The following is an 18,703-nucleotide window of genomic DNA, read 5'->3' as shown; positions in this document are numbered from 1 at the left end:
AAGATTCCATGCTCATTGTGTTCAATTGTGATTAAATCTTCCCGTCATCAAACCCTTTTGACAATAGCACTTTTTTTCATGATGGATTAGTTTAACTAATCTCGCGAAGTTCTGGCCCGGTGTCCGGGCAGAGTGCGTTTTTCAAAGAGTCCCCTATGCCACGACCCTATGATCTCTCGTCGATAACCGCGCTCATTTGCTTCGAGGCGGCGGCCCGGAATGCGAGCTTCAAGAAGGCCGCTCAGGAAATGAATGTGACGCCGGCAGCCGTCAGTCACCAGATCAAGGCGCTCGAGACGGATCTGGGCTGCAACCTGTTTCTGCGCCGCAGCCGCGGTGTTGAGCTGACCGAGAAGGGCGCCTTTCTGTTCATCGCGATACAGCGCGGATTCGAGACGATTTCGGAGGCCGTTACGCAGATTCGCGATCGCCAGGAAACGGTTGACGTGACCATCCGGGCGACAACAGCTGTCAGTTCACTGTGGCTGACGCCCAAAATTTCGGCTTTCTGGAAAATCCATCCCGCCATCACGGTTTCGCAGATCATCAGCGACGTCCCCGGAATGACCGGCCGCTGCGATCTGAGCATCCATTATGGAAATCCACCGGAGAATGACGGCGAATATCGCAAGCTCTTTCAGGATCGCATCGTCGCCCTTGGCACGCCGGCTTTCGCCGCAGAGCATGGGATCATCGACGTCGGTGATCTGCTCAAGGCGCCCCTAATTCATACGAGCAATGAGGAAACCGACTGGACGACCTGGTCCGACTGGTTTCTGGCGCTGGGGCACCCTGCTCCAAAGGGCCGCAGCTTCTACGTGAACAACTATATGATCGGGCTTCAGGCCGCCCAGGACGATGTCGGTGCGGTGCTTGGTTGGGATGGCCTGGCTGAAAGCCTGATACGGGAGGAGCGGCTTGTTCAACTCGTAGCCGAGACCATTCCCTCGCCGGTGGCCTTTCATCTGAAGATCCATCCGCGCGCGACTTCGAAGGCCCGCCTGTTTGCCGACTGGCTGGTCAAGAGTGCCTAAGCCCATCGGCAGTACCGGTGCGTCGTTGGACCGCGCCGCTGCGCCGAAGCTGCTTCCTTTTCGCGGAGCGTGCGGCACCGTCAATCCGGTACCACGACGAGCTTGCCGACGAAGTTCTTCGCCATGAAATCCGTCTGTGCCCGGTGGAATTCCGACAGGGGATAGACGCCGCCGACGAGCGGACGGATCTTCCGGTCCTCGATATAGCGCACCAGCCGCCGAAAATCGGCGCGGCTGCCCTGACTCGATCCATGCAGTTCCAATTGCTTCAGGTACATGGTCCTGAGATCGAGCTCGACGACCGGGCCGGCGATGGCGCCGGCGGTGGTGTAGCGGCCCTCCGGGCGGAGGATCTTCAGGAGATCGTTGAAGAGGGGACCGCCGACGAGGTCGGCGACGACGTCGATCGGCTCGCCGCCAACGGCCTCGTTGACGGCTTCGACGAGGTCGCCCCGGCCACGGGTCACGACGGCTTCGGCGCCGATCTCGAGCATGGCGGCTTCCTTGCCGGGACCGGCAACGGCAATCGGAATGGCGCCGCGGGCGCGGGCGAGCTGGATGATCGCCGAGCCGACGCCGCCGGAGGCGCCGGTCACCAGAATGCGTTCGCCGGCCGCAAGCCGCGCCCGTTCCAGCATCCGTTCACCGGTGAGATAGGCGCAGCAGAAGGTCGCGAGCTCGACATCGGTCAGGTCGGTCGCCACCACATGGGCGTTTTCGGCCGGCAGCGCCATGTACTCGGCATAACCGCCGTCGCGGCCGTGGCCCATATAGTCGATGTCGGCCAGGCTGTCGTCGTCGCGGTTGTAGATCGAGAAATCGACCATGACGCGCTCGCCGATGCGGGCCGTGTCGACGCCGTCGCCGACGGCGACGATGTGGCCGACCGTATCGGTGCCCTGAACGCGCGGGAAGGTCAGCGTGTTGCCGTGGCGGCGCCAGGTCGAGACGGCGGAAGGATCGTCCTCCGTGCCATAGGCGCCCTGGCGCACCCAGACGTCGGTGTTGTTCATGCCGCAGGCGGTGACCCTGATCAGCACCTCGCCGGCTGCCGGAGCCGGCACGGGGACCTCCCGGCTATAGACGAGCTTGTCCAGCCCGCCATGGCCGATGAGCTGCACGGCCGCCATGGTCTTCGGAACGGAATGCATCATGAAGCTTCTCCCTCAGCGGCCGAGTACCGACTGGACCGCGTCGGCTGCCGCCTTGACGACGATGTCGGCTTCGTCGCGCGTCAGGCAGAGCGGCGGGGCGAAGCCGAGGATATCGCCCTGCGGCATGGCGCGGCCGATGACGCCGCGCTCAAGCAGCGCCGCGGCCACCTGCGGCCCGATTTTCCGCGCCGGATCGAAGAACTTGCGGTCGTCCCGGTCCTCGACGAATTCGATCGCCGCCATCAGCCCGTCGCCGCGCACCTCGCCGACATGGCGATGCTCGCCGACGGCTTTCTGCAACTCGGCCCGGAAATAGGCGCCGGTCGAACCGGCGTTCTCGACGATGCCGAGCTCGTCGATCAGTTCGAGATTGGCGATGCCGGCGGCGGCACAGATCGGGTGTGCAGAATAGGTCCAGCCATGGCCGATCGCGCCCAACTCGTCCGAACCCTTGACCAGCACCTGCCAGACCTTGTCCGAAACGATCGTGCCGGAAAGCGGTGCGTAGGCCGAGGTCAGACCCTTGGCGATGGTGATCAGGTCCGGCCTGATGCCGTAATGGTCGGAGCCGAACATGGTGCCGAGCCGACCGAAGCCGGTGACGACTTCATCGGCAACAAGCAGGATATCGTATTTCTGAAGCACCGCCTGGACCTTCTGCCAGTAGCCCTTGGGCGGCGGCACGATGCCGCCGGTGCCGAGGATCGGCTCGCCGATGAAGGCGGCAATGGTGTCGGGCCCTTCGGCGAGGATCATCTCCTCGAGCTTGTCGGCGCAATACTCGGAGAACTGCTCCTCGCTCATCGAGCGGTCCGGACGGCGGAAGTAATAGGGCGCTTCCGTGTGCAGGATCGGCGCACGCGGCAGGTCGAAGGCGTTGTGGAAGAGATGCAGGCCCGTCAGCGAGCCGGTCATCACGCCGGAGCCGTGATAGCCGCGCCAGCGCGAGATGATCTTCTTCTTCTCCGGCCGGCCAAGAATGTTGTTGTAGTACCAGATCAGCTTGATGTTGGTTTCGTTGGCATCCGAACCGGACAGCCCGAAATAGACGCGGCTCATGCCTTCAGGGGCGCGATCGATGATCATCTTGGCAAGCCGGATCGAGGCTTCCGTGCCGTGCCCGACATAGGCGTGGTAGTAGGCGAGGTTCTTCGCTTGGCTCGCGATGGCCTCGGCGATCTTCTCACGGCCGTAGCCGACATTGACGCAGTAAAGGCCGGCGAACGCATCGAGGCTGCGCTTGCCGCTGACGTCGGTGATGTAGACGCCTTCGCCACTGCCGATGACGCGCGTCGGGCTTTCGCCGCGCGCGTGCATGCCCATATGCGTCGAAGGGTGGAAGAAGTGGTCGCGGTCCCAGGCGGTCAGTTCGTTGCTTCTTTCGAGCATGGTCATTCCTTTCATGAATTCGGTCAGGCGGCGGTGTCGATGCAGAGATATTTGAGCTCGGTGAAGGCCTCCATGCCGTGGCGGGAGCCCTCGCGGCCGAGACCGGACTGCTTCCAGCCGCCGAAGGGGATCGGCCCGCCGGTGATCTTCACCCGGTTGATCGCCACCATGCCGTATTCGAGGGCGCGGGCGAGCCGCATCTGTCGGGCGCCGTTTTCGGTGACGACATAGGCGACAAGACCGTATTCGGTGTCGTTCGCCCGGGCGATCACCTCGCCTTCGGTGTCGAAGGCGGTGACGGCCGCAACCGGGCCGAATGTCTCTTCGCGCATGATCAGTGCGTCATCAGGCACATCGGTCAGCAATGTCGGCTGATAGAACAGCGGCCCCGCCGCGTGGCGCCTTCCGCCGATAGCGAGCCTGGCGCCGCGCTTCAGCGCGTCCGCAACCTGCTCCTCGACCTTGGCAACGGCGCGCTGGTGCATCAGGGGGCCGATATCGGTCTCCGGCTCGAGTCCGCCGCCGACTTTCAATTGGGCGATCCGGGCGGCAAGAGCCTCCTGGAAGGCTTTGTGGATCGGCCGCTCGACATAGATCCGGTTGGCGGCGAGGCAGTCCTGGCCGGAGGTCGCGAACTTCGCAGCAATCGCGATATCGGCCGCCTTCTCGACATCGGCATCGGCAAAGACGATCAGCGGCGCGTGGCCGCCGAGTTCCATCACCAGCCGCTTCATCGTCGGTGCGCATTGGGACGCGATCAGCCGGCCGATCTCGGTGGAACCGGTGAAGCTCATGGCGCGGACCCGCGCATCTTCGCACATCCGCCCGACGATCGTTGCCGCGCTGCCGGTGACGACATTGAACACACCGGCGGGCAGGCCGGCGCGCTCGCCGAGCTCGGCCAGCGCCAGAGCGGAAAGCGGCGTCTCGGAGGAGGGGTGTGCGACCACCGTGCACCCGGCCGCAAGGGCGGCGGCCGTCTTGCGGGTGATCATCGCGGAGGGAAAGTTCCACGGCGTGACGATACCGACGACGCCGAGGGCCTCGCGGCGGACGATCATCTCGGCTCCGGCAAGGTGGCTCGTGACGCTCTCGGCATTGAGGCGCTTACCTTCCTCGGCATACCACTCGATGAAGGAAGCCGCGTAGTCGATCTCGCCGCGCGACTCGGCGAGCGGCTTGCCCTGCTCCAGGGTCATCAAGAGGGCCAGGTCCTCGCGGGCTCCGAGCATCAGATCGTGCCACTTGCGCAGGATGGCGGCGCGTGTTTGCGGCAGCATATCGCGCCAGGATCTGAATGCCTTCTCCGCCGCATCGATCGCTTCGGACGTCTGGTCCGCATCGAGCGAAGCGACGAAGGCGAGGGCGCTGCCGCTCGCCGGATCGCCCACCTCCAGGCATTTGCCGTCGCGCCCGGCAATCCAGCGGCCGCCGACATAGGCGAGTTCGCGCAGCAATTGCCGGTCGCTCAACTGCTTCAGGGCGTCGTGGAAAGCGGGGCGCGCAAAGATTGCTGTCATGTCCAAGTCTCCTCGTCCGTTACGAAGAGATTGACACTGTTGCCGCGAGAGATTGTCCATTCCGCCACGCGCCGGGAGAGACTTGGACCAAAGGAGAGGCGTCCCCGAGAGAGATTGTCTGGGGCGGGTGAGGAACGGTGCGTGCGGTGTTCCGCCCTTCTCGCGAAGCGGGGATCCCGACTTTCCTTGGTATCGAAGGCCGCGCGTGGAACAGAAACTCGAGCGGGACGTTGTGCAAAACACGTCCGCGTGAAGGAGGAAGGATTGTGCCATGACCGCGTCATTGCCCCAGCGCCCCGTGATGGCTGGTGAACACATCCTGACCGTGCAGGAAGCGTTAGAGCCTTTGTACATGGAGCTTGAGCAACAGGTAGAAACCAAGCTGGTGCAGGTCGCGGTTTCTGCAGGCTGGTCGGCGGCCGAAGCGATCGAAGCGATCGACGAGCTGAAACGGCATGAGGTTCTCGAAATAGGCGATCCGGAACGCTGACAGATTTCCCCGCCAGGGCAGCCGCCGCGAGTCGAACGGGTTCTTCCTAAGTTTAGGCTTTGACGACTGTTCGATTCATCGCGACGGATGATTTATCTACGGTTGTCCCGTCGACAATTGCAATTTCTCAACTAGGCGCATAGGCTCCGATCCTACTAAAGGGCGAGGGGAACCTGTGTGGGCTGGAAATTCTTTGCGTGTCTAAATGTGCTCGCGGGCGCATGCGAACTGGCGCTGTTGGTGGGGGGCGTTGGCGAGGTCACCACTTGGAGGGTGATGAACGACATTCTGTCTGTATTGGCGACAGTGGTTATCGTACTCTACGCTTTCGGAACAGTTTATTTCTCGCCAGGGCTCCGCAAGGGCATTGTCGTCCTGCTGACGTTGTTTGTTGTTGTTGAATTGGCAGACGTGCTTTGGACGCTATACAGGTCCTATACCTCTGCCGATGCAGAGCTTACGCCTGCCGGTGCATGGATTTTTTTGGCCATCTTGGGCGTTATCAACTACTTCACCATGCTGGCTATTCGGAGATACGGTCGCGGAGAGACCCTTCGCACGTCGCAATACAAGAAGGTCGTCTCCGCAGTGTAGGCCGGATGAGGAACCGTGCGTTTTCTGCGCGCATTTCGCTCTGCCGTCTTTAGTTCACCTGCGACAGCAGCGAGCCGAGCGGCAACACGGTTTCCTCCTTCACTGTCTTGGTAACGATGTAGGTGAAATAGCGGTCGATGCCGAGCTCCCGCCCGAGCAGGTCGTCGACCAGCCGCTGATAGGCATCGATGTCGGCGGTCACGACCTTGAGGATATAATCGACCCCGCCGCCGACCGACCAGCAGGCGACGATCTCCGGGATCGAGCCGATGGCGCGTTCGAAACGGTCGAAATCCGCCTGCCGGTGGTTGCCGAGAGTCACCTCCATCATCACGCTTGCGACAGGCGCCACCCGGCGCAGCGCAAGGCGCGCGTGATAGCCGGTGACGATGCCGGCCGTTTCGAGTTTCCTCAGCCGCATCCAGCAGGGCGTCGGCGACAGGCCGGCCTTTTCCGCGAGCGCCAGCTTGGTGATGCGCCCGTCGGCCTGGATCGCCTCGAGGATGCGCAGATCGATCGCGTCGAGTTTCATGCGTGGCGCCCTTCCATGGTCGAAGTCCGGGAAAAGACATTGGGTTCTCACTTTTGCATTGTCAATTGAGCTGATTTTGATCACTGTTCAAATCATGACAAATTGGATGCCCGACACATCGCTCCTGCGCCGCCCGGCCTATCTCTCGCTGGCCGATCAATTTGCCCGCGCCATTCAGGAGGGGAGGCTCCAGAACGGCACGCGGTTGCCGACGCACCGCAAGCTGGCCGACGATCTGAAGCTTTCGGTGCAGACGGTGAGCCGCGCCTATGACGAGCTTATCCGGCGCGGTTTGATCTCCGGCGAGGTCGGGCGCGGCAGTTTCGTGCAGACGCGGCCGCGCGAACCGGATCCGCCCTACCTGCCGGAGCGGCTCGGCGAACTGATCGATCTTTCGATCTTGAAGCCCGTCTGCGAGCAGATCCATCTCGAGACGATGCGGCAGGCCTTTGCCTGGCTTGCCGAGAACCTGCCGGCAAGCTCGGCGCTTTCCTTCCGACCGAACATGGTGTTTCCGCGCCATCGCAGCGTCGCGGCCGAATGGCTGTCGCGCTGCGGGCTCGACGTCTCGCCGCTCAATATCAGTCTTACCAACGGCGCCACCTCCGCCATGACCGTGGCGCTGATGAGCGTCGCTCCACCCGGCTCGACGATTGCGACGGAGGCGATCAGCCATCATACGCTGGTGCCGCTCTCGACCTATCTCGGTATTCATCTCCACGGCATCGCCATCGATGACGACGGCATGGTGCCGGAAGCGCTGGACGAGGCCTGCCGCAAGGGCGTGATACGGGCGATCTTCCTGCAGCCGTCGGTGATCAATCCGACGGCGACGCTGATGAGCACCGAGCGCCGCACGGCGCTTGCCGAGGTCGCGCGCCGGCATGACGTCGCCATCATCGAGAACGACATATTGGGACCACTGGTCGAGGAGCGCCTGCCGCCGGTCGCGGCGCTTGCCCCGGAGCGCACCCTTTATGTGACGAGCTTCACCAAGATCACAGTGCCGGGGCTCAGGATCGGCTATCTCGCGGCGCCGGATCGTTATGTCGCAGCGGTCGCCAATCGACACCTCGTCTCGAACTGGATGGCGACGCCGTCGATTGCCGAAATCGCCACGCATTGGGTGAGTGACGGGACGGCGATGGAACTCGTCAACTGGCAGCGCCGCGCCCTTGCCGCACGCCACGCAATTGCCACCGAGACATTCGGCAGGCTTGCCCACCGCACGCGTCCGCAGAGCCTGCATGTCTGGCTGCCGCTGCCGGAGGGGCATTCGGAGGACGCTTTCGTCTCCCAGGCGCGCCTGCGCGGCGTTGCGATCGCGCCGGGCGCATCCTTCCGCACCGCCGACAGCGGCTGGCATCCTGCCGTGCGGATTTCGCTCGGCTCGACAAGCGAACAAGAACTGAAGACCGGGCTCGGCATCGTCGCCTCGCTGGCCCTCGGCGATCCCGAGGCATTGCTGCTGGCGATCTGATTGCGAATGCACAAGACTTCGGCGCTTGCCGAATAATTGTCATGATATTATTATTCACATTGACATGATTTTGGAACCGGATCATCGTTAGGACATTAACGCATGGCGCCCAAAAGTGTGCGAGCGGTTTTGGGAGGATGCCATGCGGCGTCCGTAGTCTCATAGGGAGAGGCGCGAATGTCCGAGCCGATCATCCGCATCGACAACATCGTCAAGCGATACGGTCCGTTGACCGTACTCGACGGATTGTCGATGGAGGTGATGCCCGGCGAGAAGCTCGCCCTCATCGGTCCTTCCGGCTCGGGCAAGACGACCATCCTGCGCATCCTGATGACGCTGGAGTCGATCAGCGACGGCTTCATCCAGGTCGACGGCGAGCAGCTCTACCACATGAAGAAGGCCGGTAGCCTCGTTGCTGCCGACGAGCGGCATCTTCACAAGATGCGCGAGAAGATCGGCATGGTCTTCCAGCACTTCAATCTGTTTCCGCACAAATGCGTCCTCGACAATGTGACGCTGGCGCCGATGCTGACGAAGGGCATGGCGCGCGCCGCGGCGGAAAAGCGGGCGATGGAGCTGCTCGACATGGTCGGCCTGGCCGATAAGGCCAAGAGCATGCCGGCGCAGCTTTCCGGCGGCCAGAAGCAGCGCGTCGCCATCGCCCGGGCGCTGGCGCTGTCGCCGAAGATCATGCTTTTCGACGAGGTGACCTCCGCGCTCGATCCCGAGCTTGTCGAGGAAGTCCTGACCGTCATGCGCAAGCTTGCCGCCGAGACGGACATGACGATGCTGCTCGTCACTCACGAAATGGGCTTTGCCCATGATTTCGCCGATCGGGTGCTCTTCTTCGACCGCGGCAAGATCGTCGAGGCAGGCAGGCCCGAGGAAATCTTCCGGCATCCGAAACAGGAACGCACGCAGACCTTCCTGCGCAAGATCATAGCGGCAGGGCACCGCGTCTAAGCCTGACGGCCGACATTGCCTCAACCAAAACAGCAAGAGAACGACAGAGGAGTTGGGAACGATGCAGTTGAAAGATTGGATGGCAATGGCGGCCGGTGCCACCGCACTGATGGCAGTCGCAGCGGCGACGCCCGCTGCTGCGGATGAAAACAAACTCGAGGAACTGAAGGAGCAGGGCTTCGCCCGTATCGCCATCGCCAACGAACCGCCCTTCACCGCCGTCGGCGCTGACGGCAAGGTGTCCGGCGCCGCCCCTGATGTCGCCCGGGAAATCTTCAAGCGCCTCGGCGTTGCCGATGTCGTCGCCTCCATCTCGGAATACGGAGCGATGATCCCGGGCCTGCAGGCAGGACGTCACGATGCAATCACCGCCGGCCTCTTCATGAAGCCGGAGCGTTGCGCCGCAGTTGCCTATTCCCAGCCGATCCTTTGCGATGCCGAGGCTTTTGCGCTGAAGAAGGGCAATCCGCTCAAATTGATGAGCTACAAGGACATCGCCGACAATCCGGATGCCAGGATCGGCGCGCCGGGTGGCGGCACCGAGGAGAAGCTGGCGCTCGAAGCCGGCGTGCCGCGTGATCGGGTCATCGTCGTGCCTGACGGCCAGAGCGGGATGAAGATGCTGCAGGACGGCCGCATCGACGTCTATTCGCTGCCGGTGCTTTCCATCAACGATCTCGTTTCGAAGGCGAAAGACCCTGATATCGAGGTCGTGGCGCCGGTCGAAGGCGCTCCCGTCTATTGCGACGGCGCCGCCTTCAGGAAAGGCGACGAGGCTCTGCGCGATGCCTTCGACGTCGAGCTCGCCAAGATGAAGGAGTCCGGCGAGTTCGCCAAGATCATCGAGCCCTATGGCTTCTCGGCCAAGGCGGCGATGTCGACGACGCGCGAGAAGCTCTGCGCCGCGAAGTAGGCCCGAGTCGCTCCCCTTCATTGAACCTCCTCTCCGTATCGGCGGAGAGGAGGAATGACGCAGCGTGCAAGCGAACCAGAGTGGATTGATTGAAAGATGATCGACTGGTCCGGCTATATCGGATTGATCCTTGAGGGCGCATGGGTGACCGTGCAGCTCACCCTGATGGGCTCGGCACTTGCCGTCGTGGTCGCCTTTGCGGCGGGGCTCGGGCGCGTCAGCCGCTTCACGGCGGTGCGAGCGCTTGCCACCACCTATATCGAATTCTTCCGCGGCACCTCGATTTTCGTCCAGCTCTTCTGGGCCTATTTCGTGCTGCCCTTTGCCGGCATCACCCTGACGCCGCTGCAGGCCGGCGTGCTGGCGCTCGGCTTGAATGTCGGCGCCTATGGTGCCGAAGTCGTGCGCGGTGCCGTGAAGGCGATCGGCCGCGAGCAGCGGGAAGCGTGTATCGCCCTCAATCTCTCGCGCTACCAGGCGATGCGCCACATCATCCTGCCGCAGGCGCTGCCGCTGATGCTGCCGACCTTCGGCAACAACGCCATCGAGCTTCTCAAAGGGACTGCCGTCGTCTCGCTGATTTCGCTCACCGACATGACCTTCCAGGCGCAGGTGGTGCGGGCCCAAACGGGCAGCACGCTGATCCCCTTCGCGACCATCCTGGTGCTCTATTTCGTCATGGCCTGGGTGATCTCGCTCGGCATGCGCTGGCTGGAACGCCGGGTGAGCCGCGGCCTCGACGGCGTGAGGGCTTGACCATGGAATGGGATTGGGAATTCGTCCGCCAGATCATGCCGACCCTCATCGAAGGGCTGCAGATCACCATTCTGGCCACCATTCTCGGCGCTGCCGTTGCCGCGGTCATCGGGCTTGTCTTCGCCATCCTGCGCATGGTGGCGCCGAGGCCGATCGCGCGCGCCACCAGCTTCGCGGTGGAGTTCATCCGCGGCACGCCTCTGCTCGTGCAGCTCTACTTTATCTTCTACGTGCTGCCGGACATCGGCATCCGCCTGCCGGCGCTGGTCGCCGGCGTCATAGGTCTGGGCATCCACTACGGTACCTATGCCGCCGAGGTCTATCGCGCCGGCATCGAGAACGTGCCGCGCGGCCAATGGGAGGCGGCCAAGGCGACGAACCTGACGGCGCGCCAGACCTGGATCCATGTGATCCTGCCGCAGGCGATCCCGCCGATGATCCCGGCGCTCGCCAATTACCTGATCGCCATGTTCAAGGAGACACCGCTGCTTTCGGCAATCACGGTGCTGGAACTGATGAACCAGGCAAAGAGCATCGCCAACAGCAACTATCGCTATATCGAGCCGATGACATTGGTCGGCGTGTTCTTCCTGGTCATGAGCCTGATCTCGGTCATCTTCCTGCGCTGGCTGGAAGAGCGCTACGCACGGGTGGACGAACGCTGATGGAAAAGCCTGTCGCTCTCTCCCTGGCGCGGCGCGTCCCGCGCCTCGACGACCGGCCGCTCGAAAAGCGCGTCGGTCTCGTCATCCTCGCCACCGACCATACGACCGAGGTGGATTTCCAGCGACTGGTGGCGTCCGACCGGATCGGCGTCTACGTCGCGCGGATCCCCTATGCCAATCCGGTGACGCCGGACAATCTCCGCGCGATGCAGCCTTCGCTCACGGCGGCAGCAAGCTTGATCCTGCCCGACGAAGCACTCGACGTCGTGATGTATTCCTGCACCTCTGCCTCCGTCGTCATCGGCGACGAGGAAGTGGCCGCAGCGATAAAGGCCGCCAAACCGGAAGCAGCCGTGGTGACGCCGACGGCGGCGGCTGTCAAAGGTTTGCGCACGCTCGGCGCGAGGCGCCTCTCCGTGCTCACGCCCTATACGATCGAGACCAGCCAGCCGATGGCGGACTACTTTGCGGCACTCGGCTTCACGATCGACCGCTTCACCTGCCTGGGGCTTACCGACGACCGGGAGATGGCGCGGATCACGCCCAAGGAGATCGTCGCCTTCGCAAAAGAGGCAATGGCGCCGCAGTCGGAAGCGCTGTTCATCTCCTGCACGGCCGTGCGTGCGGCCGGCGTGATCGCGGACATCGAGGCCGCGATCGGCAAGCCCGTCGTCAGCAGCAACTATGCCACTGCCTGGGCCTGCCTGCGCCTTTGCGGCGACAACTCGGCGCGGCCGGAACTCGGTCGATTGATGGCGCTGCCGCTCTCGGGAGAATGGCCATGAGCGCTTTTCTCACCGTGACGATCGAGGACATCGAAGCGGCGGCGCGGCGCATTTCCGGTCGCGTTCTTCGCACGCCCCTCGTGACTTCCACATCGCTCAGCAAGCTTTGCGGCGTTCCCGTCGGGCTGAAGCTCGAACACCACCAGACGACCGGCAGCTTCAAGCTGCGTGGCGCGACCAATGCGGTGCTTTCGCTTTCCGCCGAGGCGCGGGCGCGCGGCGTCATCGCGGCCTCGACCGGCAATCACGGCCGGGCGCTTGCCCATGCGGCAAGGACGCAAGGCTCGGTCGCGACGATCTGCATGTCGCATCTCGTCCCGGAGAACAAGGTTTCGGAGATCAGGCGCCTTGGTGCCGATGTGCGGATCGTCGGCAGCTCCCAGGACGAGGCGCAGGATGAGGTCGAACGGCTCGTCGCGGAAAAAGGTCTCGTCATGGTGCCGCCGTTCGACGATGCAGCCGTTGTCGCAGGACAGGGAACGCTCGGTCTGGAGATTGTCGAGCAGATGCCGGATCTCACTGCAGTGCTCGTGCCGCTTTCGGGCGGCGGGCTGGCGGCCGGGGTCGCGGCAGCGGTCAAGGCGCGCAAGCCGGCGACGCGGGTCATCGGGCTGACGATGGAGCGCGGCGCGGCAATGAAGGCGAGCGTCGTCGCCGGCAGGCCGGTGCTCGTCGAGGAATATCAGAGCCTTGCGGATTCGCTCGGCGGCGGCATCGGGCTCGACAATCGCCTGACGTTCCGCATGTGCAGCGAACTCCTCGACGAGATCATCCTCCTGACGGAGGCGGAGATCGCCGCCGGCATGCGCCACGCCTACGCCGAGGAGCGGGAGATCGTCGAGGGGGCCGGCGCCGTCGGCATGGCGGCGCTGCTGGCCGGCAAGATCAAGATCGCCGGCGGCCCGATCGCGGTCATTCTCTCCGGCCGCAATGTCGACATGGGCCTGCACTTGCGGGTGATGAACGGCGAAACCGATCCGTTTCGCGAGGAGGCGGCATGACACGGATGACGATTCTCACCGAGGCGGAGCTGCGCCGTATCGTGCCGCTCGATCGCGAGGCGGTTTTGTGCGTCGAGAATGCCTTCCATGCGCTTGCCACCAGGGCGGTGGCGATGCCGCCGATCCTGAGGCTCGACATTCCCGAGCATCGCGGCGAGGTCGATGTGAAAACGGCCTATGTGCCCGGCCTCGACGGCTTCGCGATCAAGATCAGCCCGGGCTTCTTCGACAATCCGAAGATCGGCCTGCCGAGCACCAACGGCATGATGGTGCTGCTGTCCAGCCGCACCGGGCTGGTGCAGGCGCTGCTCCTCGACAATGGTTACCTCACCGATGTGCGCACGGCGGCGGCCGGGGCGGTCGCGGCCAAACATCTGTCGCGCGGGGATTCTTCCGTCGCTGCGGTCTTCGGCGCCGGCATGCAGGCAAGGCTGCAGCTCGAAGCGCTCGCGCTTGTCCGACCGATCCGCGAGGCGCGGCTCTGGGCGCGTGACGGGCAAAAGGCCGAGGCAACGGCGAGCACGCTTGCGGAGAAGCTCGGCTTTCCGGTCGAAGTGGCAACCGACCCGAAGGCAGCCGTTGCCGGTGCCGACATCATCGTCACCACGACCCCTTCCGAGACGCCGATCCTGAAGGCCGAATGGCTGCAGCCGGGCCAGCATGTCACCGCCATGGGCTCGGACGCGGAACACAAGAACGAAATCGACCCGCAGGCGATTGCCCGGGCCACCTATGTCGCCGACAGCCTTATACAGACGCGCCGGCTCGGCGAGTTGCACCACGCGATTGCAGCCGGGCTCGTCGCTCCAGATGCCGAACTCGCCGAACTCGGCAAGGTGATCGCCGGGCTGAGGACGGGCCGCACGAGCGCCAGCGAGATCACCATTGCCGACCTGACCGGAACCGGCATCCAGGACACCGCGATTGCCACACTCGCATTCGCGCGGGCCAACGCGGCAAACGTCGGAACCACTTTCGAGAGTTGAGACCGGCACGGCCGGAAAAACGAGGGAAGAAACCATGACCCAACCCAACCTCAAATTCTCCCTTGGGGAATATGAAGCCCGGCTCAGGAAGACGCGTCAGGCGATGGAGGCGAAGGGCGTCGAGCTGCTGATCGTCAGCGATCCATCCAACATGGCCTGGCTCACCGGCTATGACGGCTGGTCCTTCTATGTGCATCAGGCGGTGATCGTGCCGCCGTCGGGCGAGCCGATCTGGTTCGGTCGGGGCCAGGATGCCAATGGCGCCAAGCTGACCGCCTATCTCGGCCACGAGAACATCATCGGCTATCCCGATCACTACGTGCAGTCGACCGAGCGTCACCCGATGGACTACCTTTCGGGCATCCTCTCCGACCGCGGCTGGGGGTCGCTGCGGATCGGCGTCGAGATGGATAACTACTGGTTCTCGGCGGCAGCCTTCGCCTCGCTGCAGAAGCATCTGCCGAATGCGCGCTTCGTCGACGCGACCGCGCTCGTCAACTGGCAGCGCGCCGTCAAGAGCGAGACGGAAATCAAGTATATGCGCAATGCCGCCCGCATCGTCGAAGCCATGCATAAGCGCATCTTCGACAAGATCGAGGTCGGCATGCGCAAATGCGACCTGGTCGCCGAGATCTACGATGCCGGCACGCGCGGCGTCGACGGCATCGGCGGCGACTATCCGGCAATCGTGCCGCTGCTGCCTTCGGGCGTCGAGGCGTCCGCGCCGCATCTCACCTGGGACGACCGGCCGATGAAGAAGGGCGAGGGCACCTTCTTCGAGATCGCCGGCTGCTACAACCGCTATCACCTGCCGCTGTCGCGTACGGTGTTCCTGGGCAAGCCGACGCAGGCCTTCCTCGATGCCGAAAAGGCGACGCTCGAGGGCATGGAGGCCGGTCTGGCGGTCGCCAAGCCCGGCAATACCTGCGAGGACATCGCCAATGCCTTCTTCGCCGTCCTGAAGAAATACGGCATCGTCAAGGACAACCGCACCGGCTATCCGATCGGTCTTTCCTATCCGCCGGACTGGGGCGAGCGCACCATGAGCCTGCGCCCGGGCGACAGGACTGAACTGAAGCCCGGTATGACCTTCCATTTCATGACAGGGCTGTGGCTCGAGGACATGGGCTTCGAGACGACCGAGAGCATTCTGATCACCGAAACCGGCGTCGAGTGCCTGGCCTCGGTGCCGCGCAAGCTGATGGTCAAGGACTGAGGCGATGAGGGAGCAGCATCTGCGGCCGTCGCCGATCAGCGCCACCGTCGATTTCGAAGCCGATGGTGTCCAGCACGGCTTTCTGCGCCTGCCCTATAGCCGCGACGATTCGGCCTGGGGCTCGGTGATGATTCCGATCACGGTGATCAAGAACGGGGAGGGCCCGACGGCCCTCCTGACGGGCGGCAACCATGGCGACGAATACGAGGGGCCGATCGCGCTTTTCGACCTGGCGCTGAAGCTCGATCCTGCCGAGGTTCGCGGCCGGGTGATCATCGTGCCGGCGATGAATTATCCGGCCTTCCTCGCAGGCACGCGGACGTCGCCGATCGACAAAGGCAATATGAACCGCAGCTTCCCGGGTAAGCCGGACGGAACGGTGACCGAGAAGATCGCCGACTATTTCCAGCGTATCCTTCTGCCGCTGGCCGACATCGTGCTCGACTTCCATTCCGGCGGAAGGACACTCGATTTCCTGCCGTTCTGCGCCGCCCACATCCTTCCCGACAAGGCGCAGGAGGCAAAAGCCTTCGAATTCGTCCGGGCCTTTGGAGCGCCCTATTCGATGAAGATGCTGGAGATCGACGCGGTCGGAATGTACGACACGGCGGCCGAGGACATGGGCAAGATCTTCATCACCACCGAGCTTGGCGGTGGCGGATCGGCGACGGCGCTGACCGCGGCAATCGCCAAGCGCGGGGTGGCGAATGTCCTGAGGCACGCAGGCATCATCGCGGGCGAAATCGACGCGCAACCGACTAGGTGGTTGGACATGCCGAGCGACGACTGCTTCGCTTTCGCGGAGGATGGAGGGCTGGTCGAGTTCCTCTTCGACCTCGGCGACACGGTCGAACAAGACGCGGTGATCGCGCGAATCCTGCCTGTCGGTCGTACAGGCGCGAAACCATTCGAGGTCAGAGCCAGGATGAGCGGCCTTCTCGCGGCCCGCCACTATCCCGGGCTGATCAAGGCGGGTGACTGCTGCGCGGTGCTGGCGGTTACCGTTTAGAGGCGGTTACTTCTGGCCGTCTTGAGCCCAATCTGGAACCAACCTCCGCCCGCCACGAAAAAGCCCCGCACTATGGCGGGGCAAGTCCGCATCCAGTTGCCTTCGGTGGATGCGGGACGTAGCCCAGAGATGGAAGCTACGCAGAGACGCTATCTACGGTTTGATCAGAGAGGAAGGTCTGATTCCGCGATTCCGGTACGCCTCTTCAAAAAACCACAGGCAGGGTAAACGCTTTTCGGTCTTTCCCGGCATGCATGATCTTCAGTGTCCCGATCACATCGGCGGCATCGGCGAGAGATTTCCGGCCCTGTCGGCAGAAAGGCCGCGAGCCTGTCTGTGCCTACTCGCCACCGGCGCTCCACTCGCGGAACGCCAGGTTGGCCTTTGCGCCGATCGCGGTGAATGGCTGGGGCGGCAGGGGCTTTGGGGCCTCAAAACTCCGGTAAATTTGCGTCAGTTCGGAGCTATGACCCAACGGCTCCTTATCGACTTCGGTTGGCGCTGACGTCTGGCGCGCCCGTGTCGGTCCATTCGACTGCCGCAATTGCCGACCCGAAAAGGAGGGCAGGTATCGCCAGGGCGCCCAGGAACCTCAGCATCTGAAGGCGACGTGTCCGCCTTCCGTCCCAATCGTAAACCATCCTCTGTCCACCTCCACCCAGGAATATTAGCTGAAGATAAAATCAGAGAAAAACCTAGAGGTCGAGTCCCTTTGACGGTGCAACTCTTGACAGAACTTGGTGTGATGACCATCCAGTTACCGCAAGAGGCCGAGGAACTTGTGACGACCTGACTGCCTGTGGGATCATGGGAAGCGGATCTCCATCCGGGCGCGCGCCTTTGCGGCTTCTTCCTCGCGGTTGCGTGGCGGATGCGACGTCTCCAGCGAATCGAGCAACTCGCGGGCACATGCGGCGATAGAGCTGACGGCGTGCTCGAACGCCACTTCGTTGCGCTTCGCGGGCTTGGTCGTTCCAGCCAGTTTGCGCACGAACTGCAACGCGGCGTCGTGAATCTCCTGGTCCGTCGCCGGCGGATCGAAATTGAACAGAGTTCTTATGTTTCGGCACATGACTTGCTCCCGGTCATTTTCGGTTCCCTCCGGTAAAGGCCATCTCACGATGTCGGGTCGGGCGGCAGGCGCACACGAACTTTGATACAAGTGCGCTTTGGGAGGGTTCCCGACAACAAATCACATGGCGAACGCTCTGTAAAATCACGGATGTCGGCGCGTTCGGGAAATCTGCCTGGAAAAGTCTTTGAGCCCGCCGGAACGATCTGATCAAACCTGTTCACGAGGATGTCGCTGCAGCGCTTTTGTGCCGCACCACCCATCGTCATACGCCAAATATGGAGATCCCCAATGAATGCATCCAAAGCTACTCCCTTCCCACTCGCAGCCTGCGCCGAAATGCTGTGGCGCGACAAGCCGATCGAGTGGCGCGCCGCGCGCCTCAAGGAAATGGATTTCGGCGTTGGTTTGTGGAACTGGCCGGAGCACGATCTCGAAAAATTGGAGGCGACCGGCGCCACCTTCACGATCATGAACGGCTATCTGACCGGCCGTCTGACGGACGACGACGGTGCAGCAGAGCTCCTCAAGACGGCGCGCGAGACCGCGCAGGTTGGAAAACGGCTCGGCGTCGAGCGGCTCAACCTGCATGGCACAGGCTTGGGAGACAGAGGTCAGCCTGTCCAGCCCATCGAAGTCGTCACGGGCGCGATGTGGCTGAAGGCGCGCGACACTCTCTGCCGTATCGTGGAGATGGCGGAAGAAGAAGGCGTCACCTTCACGCTCGAAAACCTCAACCTATCGGTTGATCACCCCGGCGTGCCCTTCGGCCGCGCCGAGGACACGCTGGCGCTGGTCTCGAGCGTCGATCATCCGCGGCTGCGGCTCAATCTCGATCTCTACCATGCCCAGATCGGCGAGGGAAACCTGATCGAACTCTGCCGCAAGTGCCTGCCCTGGATCGGCGAGATCCAGGTGGCTGACGTACCCGGCCGCTATGAGCCGGGTACCGGCGAGGTCAACTGGAACGGCATCGCCAAGGCGCTGAATGCCATGGGCTATTCCGGCCCGATCGGCATGGAGGCGTGGGCGGCCGGCGATCCCGAGGTCGCGCTCGAAGCGTTTCGCACCGCCTTCACCATCTGACAAATTCTGACCCTGACAGGATCAATTCAAGCCGAAGAACAAGCGTCCGCTCTGAAGC

19 protein-coding genes are annotated in these 18,703 nt (G+C 63.2%); 14 read left to right on the top strand and 5 right to left on the bottom strand.

The genetic code is table 11. The features are described from left to right. Nucleotides 1-155 precede the first annotated feature (155 nt). Nucleotides 156-1,034 (top strand): LysR family transcriptional regulator, encoded by an 879-nt coding sequence (locus NGR_RS11260; RefSeq protein WP_015888396.1) that lies wholly within the window; start codon nt 156-158, stop codon nt 1,032-1,034. A gap of 80 nt (nt 1,035-1,114) precedes the next feature. Here NGR_RS11260 and NGR_RS11255 read toward each other — a convergent pair whose 3' ends face one another. From NGR_RS11255 to NGR_RS11245, 3 genes are read right to left on the bottom strand one after another with little or no spacing between them, the layout of a single operon-like run. Continuing rightward, the gene (locus NGR_RS11255) at nt 1,115-2,188 is read right to left on the bottom strand and encodes an alcohol dehydrogenase family protein (protein WP_015888395.1); all 1,074 of its coding nucleotides are present in this window, start codon (nt 2,186-2,188) and stop codon (nt 1,115-1,117) included. A gap of 12 nt (nt 2,189-2,200) precedes the next feature. Beyond that, complete coding sequence (locus NGR_RS11250; RefSeq protein WP_015888394.1) at nt 2,201-3,577, bottom strand: aspartate aminotransferase family protein; 1,377 nt, start codon at nt 3,575-3,577, stop codon at nt 2,201-2,203. 23 nt (nt 3,578-3,600) lie between these two features. Further along, nucleotides 3,601-5,097 carry an NAD-dependent succinate-semialdehyde dehydrogenase gene (locus NGR_RS11245; RefSeq protein WP_015888393.1) on the bottom strand — a complete coding sequence of 499 codons (1,497 nt, stop codon included), beginning with the start codon at nt 5,095-5,097 and terminating at the stop codon, nt 3,601-3,603. Between the two features lie 271 nt (nt 5,098-5,368). Between NGR_RS11245 and NGR_RS11240 the strand changes: the two genes are divergently transcribed. Next, nucleotides 5,369-5,587, top strand: coding sequence for a hypothetical protein (locus tag NGR_RS11240; protein WP_015888392.1), 219 nt, complete (start codon nt 5,369-5,371; stop codon nt 5,585-5,587). A gap of 177 nt (nt 5,588-5,764) precedes the next feature. Beyond that, nucleotides 5,765-6,181, top strand: a complete 417-nt coding sequence (locus tag NGR_RS11235) for a hypothetical protein (protein ID WP_015888391.1) — start codon at nt 5,765-5,767, stop codon at nt 6,179-6,181. A gap of 49 nt (nt 6,182-6,230) precedes the next feature. Here the strand turns inward: NGR_RS11235 and NGR_RS11230 are convergent, their stop codons facing one another. Further along, nucleotides 6,231-6,713, bottom strand: coding sequence for an Lrp/AsnC family transcriptional regulator (locus NGR_RS11230; RefSeq protein ID WP_164924019.1), 483 nt, complete (start codon nt 6,711-6,713; stop codon nt 6,231-6,233). A 58-nt stretch (nt 6,714-6,771) separates the two neighbouring features. Here NGR_RS11230 and NGR_RS11225 point away from each other — a divergent pair, with 58 nt between their 5' ends. The 10 genes from NGR_RS11225 to doeB all read left to right on the top strand — a co-directional run bounded on the left by NGR_RS11225 (nt 6,772) and on the right by doeB (nt 16,487). After that, entirely contained in the window at nt 6,772-8,193 is a 1,422-nt protein-coding gene (locus NGR_RS11225) for a PLP-dependent aminotransferase family protein (protein ID WP_164924018.1), read from the top strand. A 177-nt stretch (nt 8,194-8,370) separates the two neighbouring features. Next, the gene (ehuA, locus tag NGR_RS11220; RefSeq protein ID WP_015888388.1) at nt 8,371-9,156 is read left to right on the top strand and encodes an ectoine/hydroxyectoine ABC transporter ATP-binding protein EhuA; all 786 of its coding nucleotides are present in this window, start codon (nt 8,371-8,373) and stop codon (nt 9,154-9,156) included. Between the two features lie 61 nt (nt 9,157-9,217). Continuing rightward, on the top strand, nt 9,218-10,069 hold the full coding sequence (gene ehuB / locus NGR_RS11215; RefSeq protein ID WP_015888387.1) for an ectoine/hydroxyectoine ABC transporter substrate-binding protein EhuB: 852 nt from the start codon (nt 9,218-9,220) through the stop codon (nt 10,067-10,069). A 96-nt stretch (nt 10,070-10,165) separates the two neighbouring features. Next, nucleotides 10,166-10,825 (top strand): ectoine/hydroxyectoine ABC transporter permease subunit EhuC, encoded by a 660-nt coding sequence (ehuC, locus tag NGR_RS11210; protein WP_014331039.1) that lies wholly within the window; start codon nt 10,166-10,168, stop codon nt 10,823-10,825. Between the two features lie 2 nt (nt 10,826-10,827). Next, a complete protein-coding gene (gene ehuD, locus NGR_RS11205) occupies nt 10,828-11,490 on the top strand; it encodes an ectoine/hydroxyectoine ABC transporter permease subunit EhuD (RefSeq protein WP_015888386.1) in 663 nt (220 codons plus the stop codon). Further along, a complete protein-coding gene (gene eutA, locus NGR_RS11200; RefSeq protein ID WP_015888385.1) occupies nt 11,490-12,275 on the top strand; it encodes an ectoine utilization protein EutA in 786 nt (261 codons plus the stop codon). Before ehuD ends, eutA begins: the two co-directional genes overlap by 1 nt. Then, a complete protein-coding gene (gene eutB / locus NGR_RS11195) occupies nt 12,272-13,276 on the top strand; it encodes a hydroxyectoine utilization dehydratase EutB (RefSeq protein ID WP_015888384.1) in 1,005 nt (334 codons plus the stop codon). Before eutA ends, eutB begins: the two co-directional genes overlap by 4 nt. Beyond that, nucleotides 13,273-14,262, top strand: coding sequence for an ectoine utilization protein EutC (gene eutC / locus NGR_RS11190; protein ID WP_015888383.1), 990 nt, complete (start codon nt 13,273-13,275; stop codon nt 14,260-14,262). Before eutB ends, eutC begins: the two co-directional genes overlap by 4 nt. Before the next feature lie 34 nt (nt 14,263-14,296). Next, nucleotides 14,297-15,478, top strand: a complete 1,182-nt coding sequence (doeA, locus tag NGR_RS11185; protein WP_015888382.1) for an ectoine hydrolase DoeA — start codon at nt 14,297-14,299, stop codon at nt 15,476-15,478. Between the two features lie 4 nt (nt 15,479-15,482). Continuing rightward, nucleotides 15,483-16,487: a N(2)-acetyl-L-2,4-diaminobutanoate deacetylase DoeB gene (doeB, locus tag NGR_RS11180; protein ID WP_015888381.1), complete on the top strand. Its 1,005-nt coding sequence runs from the start codon at nt 15,483-15,485 to the stop codon at nt 16,485-16,487. Between the two features lie 805 nt (nt 16,488-17,292). Here the strand turns inward: doeB and NGR_RS11175 are convergent. Next, nucleotides 17,293-17,559 carry a DUF2277 domain-containing protein gene (locus tag NGR_RS11175; RefSeq protein WP_015888378.1) on the bottom strand — a complete coding sequence of 89 codons (267 nt, stop codon included), beginning with the start codon at nt 17,557-17,559 and terminating at the stop codon, nt 17,293-17,295. 291 nt (nt 17,560-17,850) lie between these two features. Between NGR_RS11175 and NGR_RS11170 the strand changes: the two genes are divergently transcribed. Beyond that, the gene (locus tag NGR_RS11170; RefSeq protein ID WP_015888377.1) at nt 17,851-18,645 is read left to right on the top strand and encodes a TIM barrel protein; all 795 of its coding nucleotides are present in this window, start codon (nt 17,851-17,853) and stop codon (nt 18,643-18,645) included. Nucleotides 18,646-18,703 lie beyond the last annotated feature (58 nt).

It is taken from the genome of Sinorhizobium fredii NGR234, from assembly GCF_000018545.1.
GTDB lineage: Bacteria > Pseudomonadota > Alphaproteobacteria > Rhizobiales > Rhizobiaceae > Sinorhizobium > Sinorhizobium fredii_A.
This window is presented reverse-complemented; position numbering and strand designations above follow the sequence as displayed.

Coding starts and splice junctions, on each gene's coding strand:
- NGR_RS11250 (WP_015888394.1), bottom strand. CDS start 3,577: ATGCTCGAAAGAAGCAACGAACTGACCGCCTGGGACCGCGACCACTTC.
- ehuD (WP_015888386.1), top strand. CDS start 10,828: ATGGAATGGGATTGGGAATTCGTCCGCCAGATCATGCCGACCCTCATC.
- eutC (WP_015888383.1), top strand. CDS start 13,273: ATGACACGGATGACGATTCTCACCGAGGCGGAGCTGCGCCGTATCGTG.
- NGR_RS11260 (WP_015888396.1), top strand. CDS start 156: ATGCCACGACCCTATGATCTCTCGTCGATAACCGCGCTCATTTGCTTC.
- NGR_RS11230 (WP_164924019.1), bottom strand. CDS start 6,713: ATGAAACTCGACGCGATCGATCTGCGCATCCTCGAGGCGATCCAGGCC.
- NGR_RS11175 (WP_015888378.1), bottom strand. CDS start 17,559: ATGTGCCGAAACATAAGAACTCTGTTCAATTTCGATCCGCCGGCGACG.
- doeA (WP_015888382.1), top strand. CDS start 14,297: ATGACCCAACCCAACCTCAAATTCTCCCTTGGGGAATATGAAGCCCGG.
- eutA (WP_015888385.1), top strand. CDS start 11,490: ATGGAAAAGCCTGTCGCTCTCTCCCTGGCGCGGCGCGTCCCGCGCCTC.
- doeB (WP_015888381.1), top strand. CDS start 15,483: ATGAGGGAGCAGCATCTGCGGCCGTCGCCGATCAGCGCCACCGTCGAT.
- ehuA (WP_015888388.1), top strand. CDS start 8,371: ATGTCCGAGCCGATCATCCGCATCGACAACATCGTCAAGCGATACGGT.
- NGR_RS11170 (WP_015888377.1), top strand. CDS start 17,851: ATGAATGCATCCAAAGCTACTCCCTTCCCACTCGCAGCCTGCGCCGAA.
- NGR_RS11245 (WP_015888393.1), bottom strand. CDS start 5,097: ATGACAGCAATCTTTGCGCGCCCCGCTTTCCACGACGCCCTGAAGCAG.
- NGR_RS11255 (WP_015888395.1), bottom strand. CDS start 2,188: ATGATGCATTCCGTTCCGAAGACCATGGCGGCCGTGCAGCTCATCGGC.
- ehuB (WP_015888387.1), top strand. CDS start 9,218: ATGCAGTTGAAAGATTGGATGGCAATGGCGGCCGGTGCCACCGCACTG.
- eutB (WP_015888384.1), top strand. CDS start 12,272: ATGAGCGCTTTTCTCACCGTGACGATCGAGGACATCGAAGCGGCGGCG.
- NGR_RS11240 (WP_015888392.1), top strand. CDS start 5,369: ATGACCGCGTCATTGCCCCAGCGCCCCGTGATGGCTGGTGAACACATC.
- ehuC (WP_014331039.1), top strand. CDS start 10,166: ATGATCGACTGGTCCGGCTATATCGGATTGATCCTTGAGGGCGCATGG.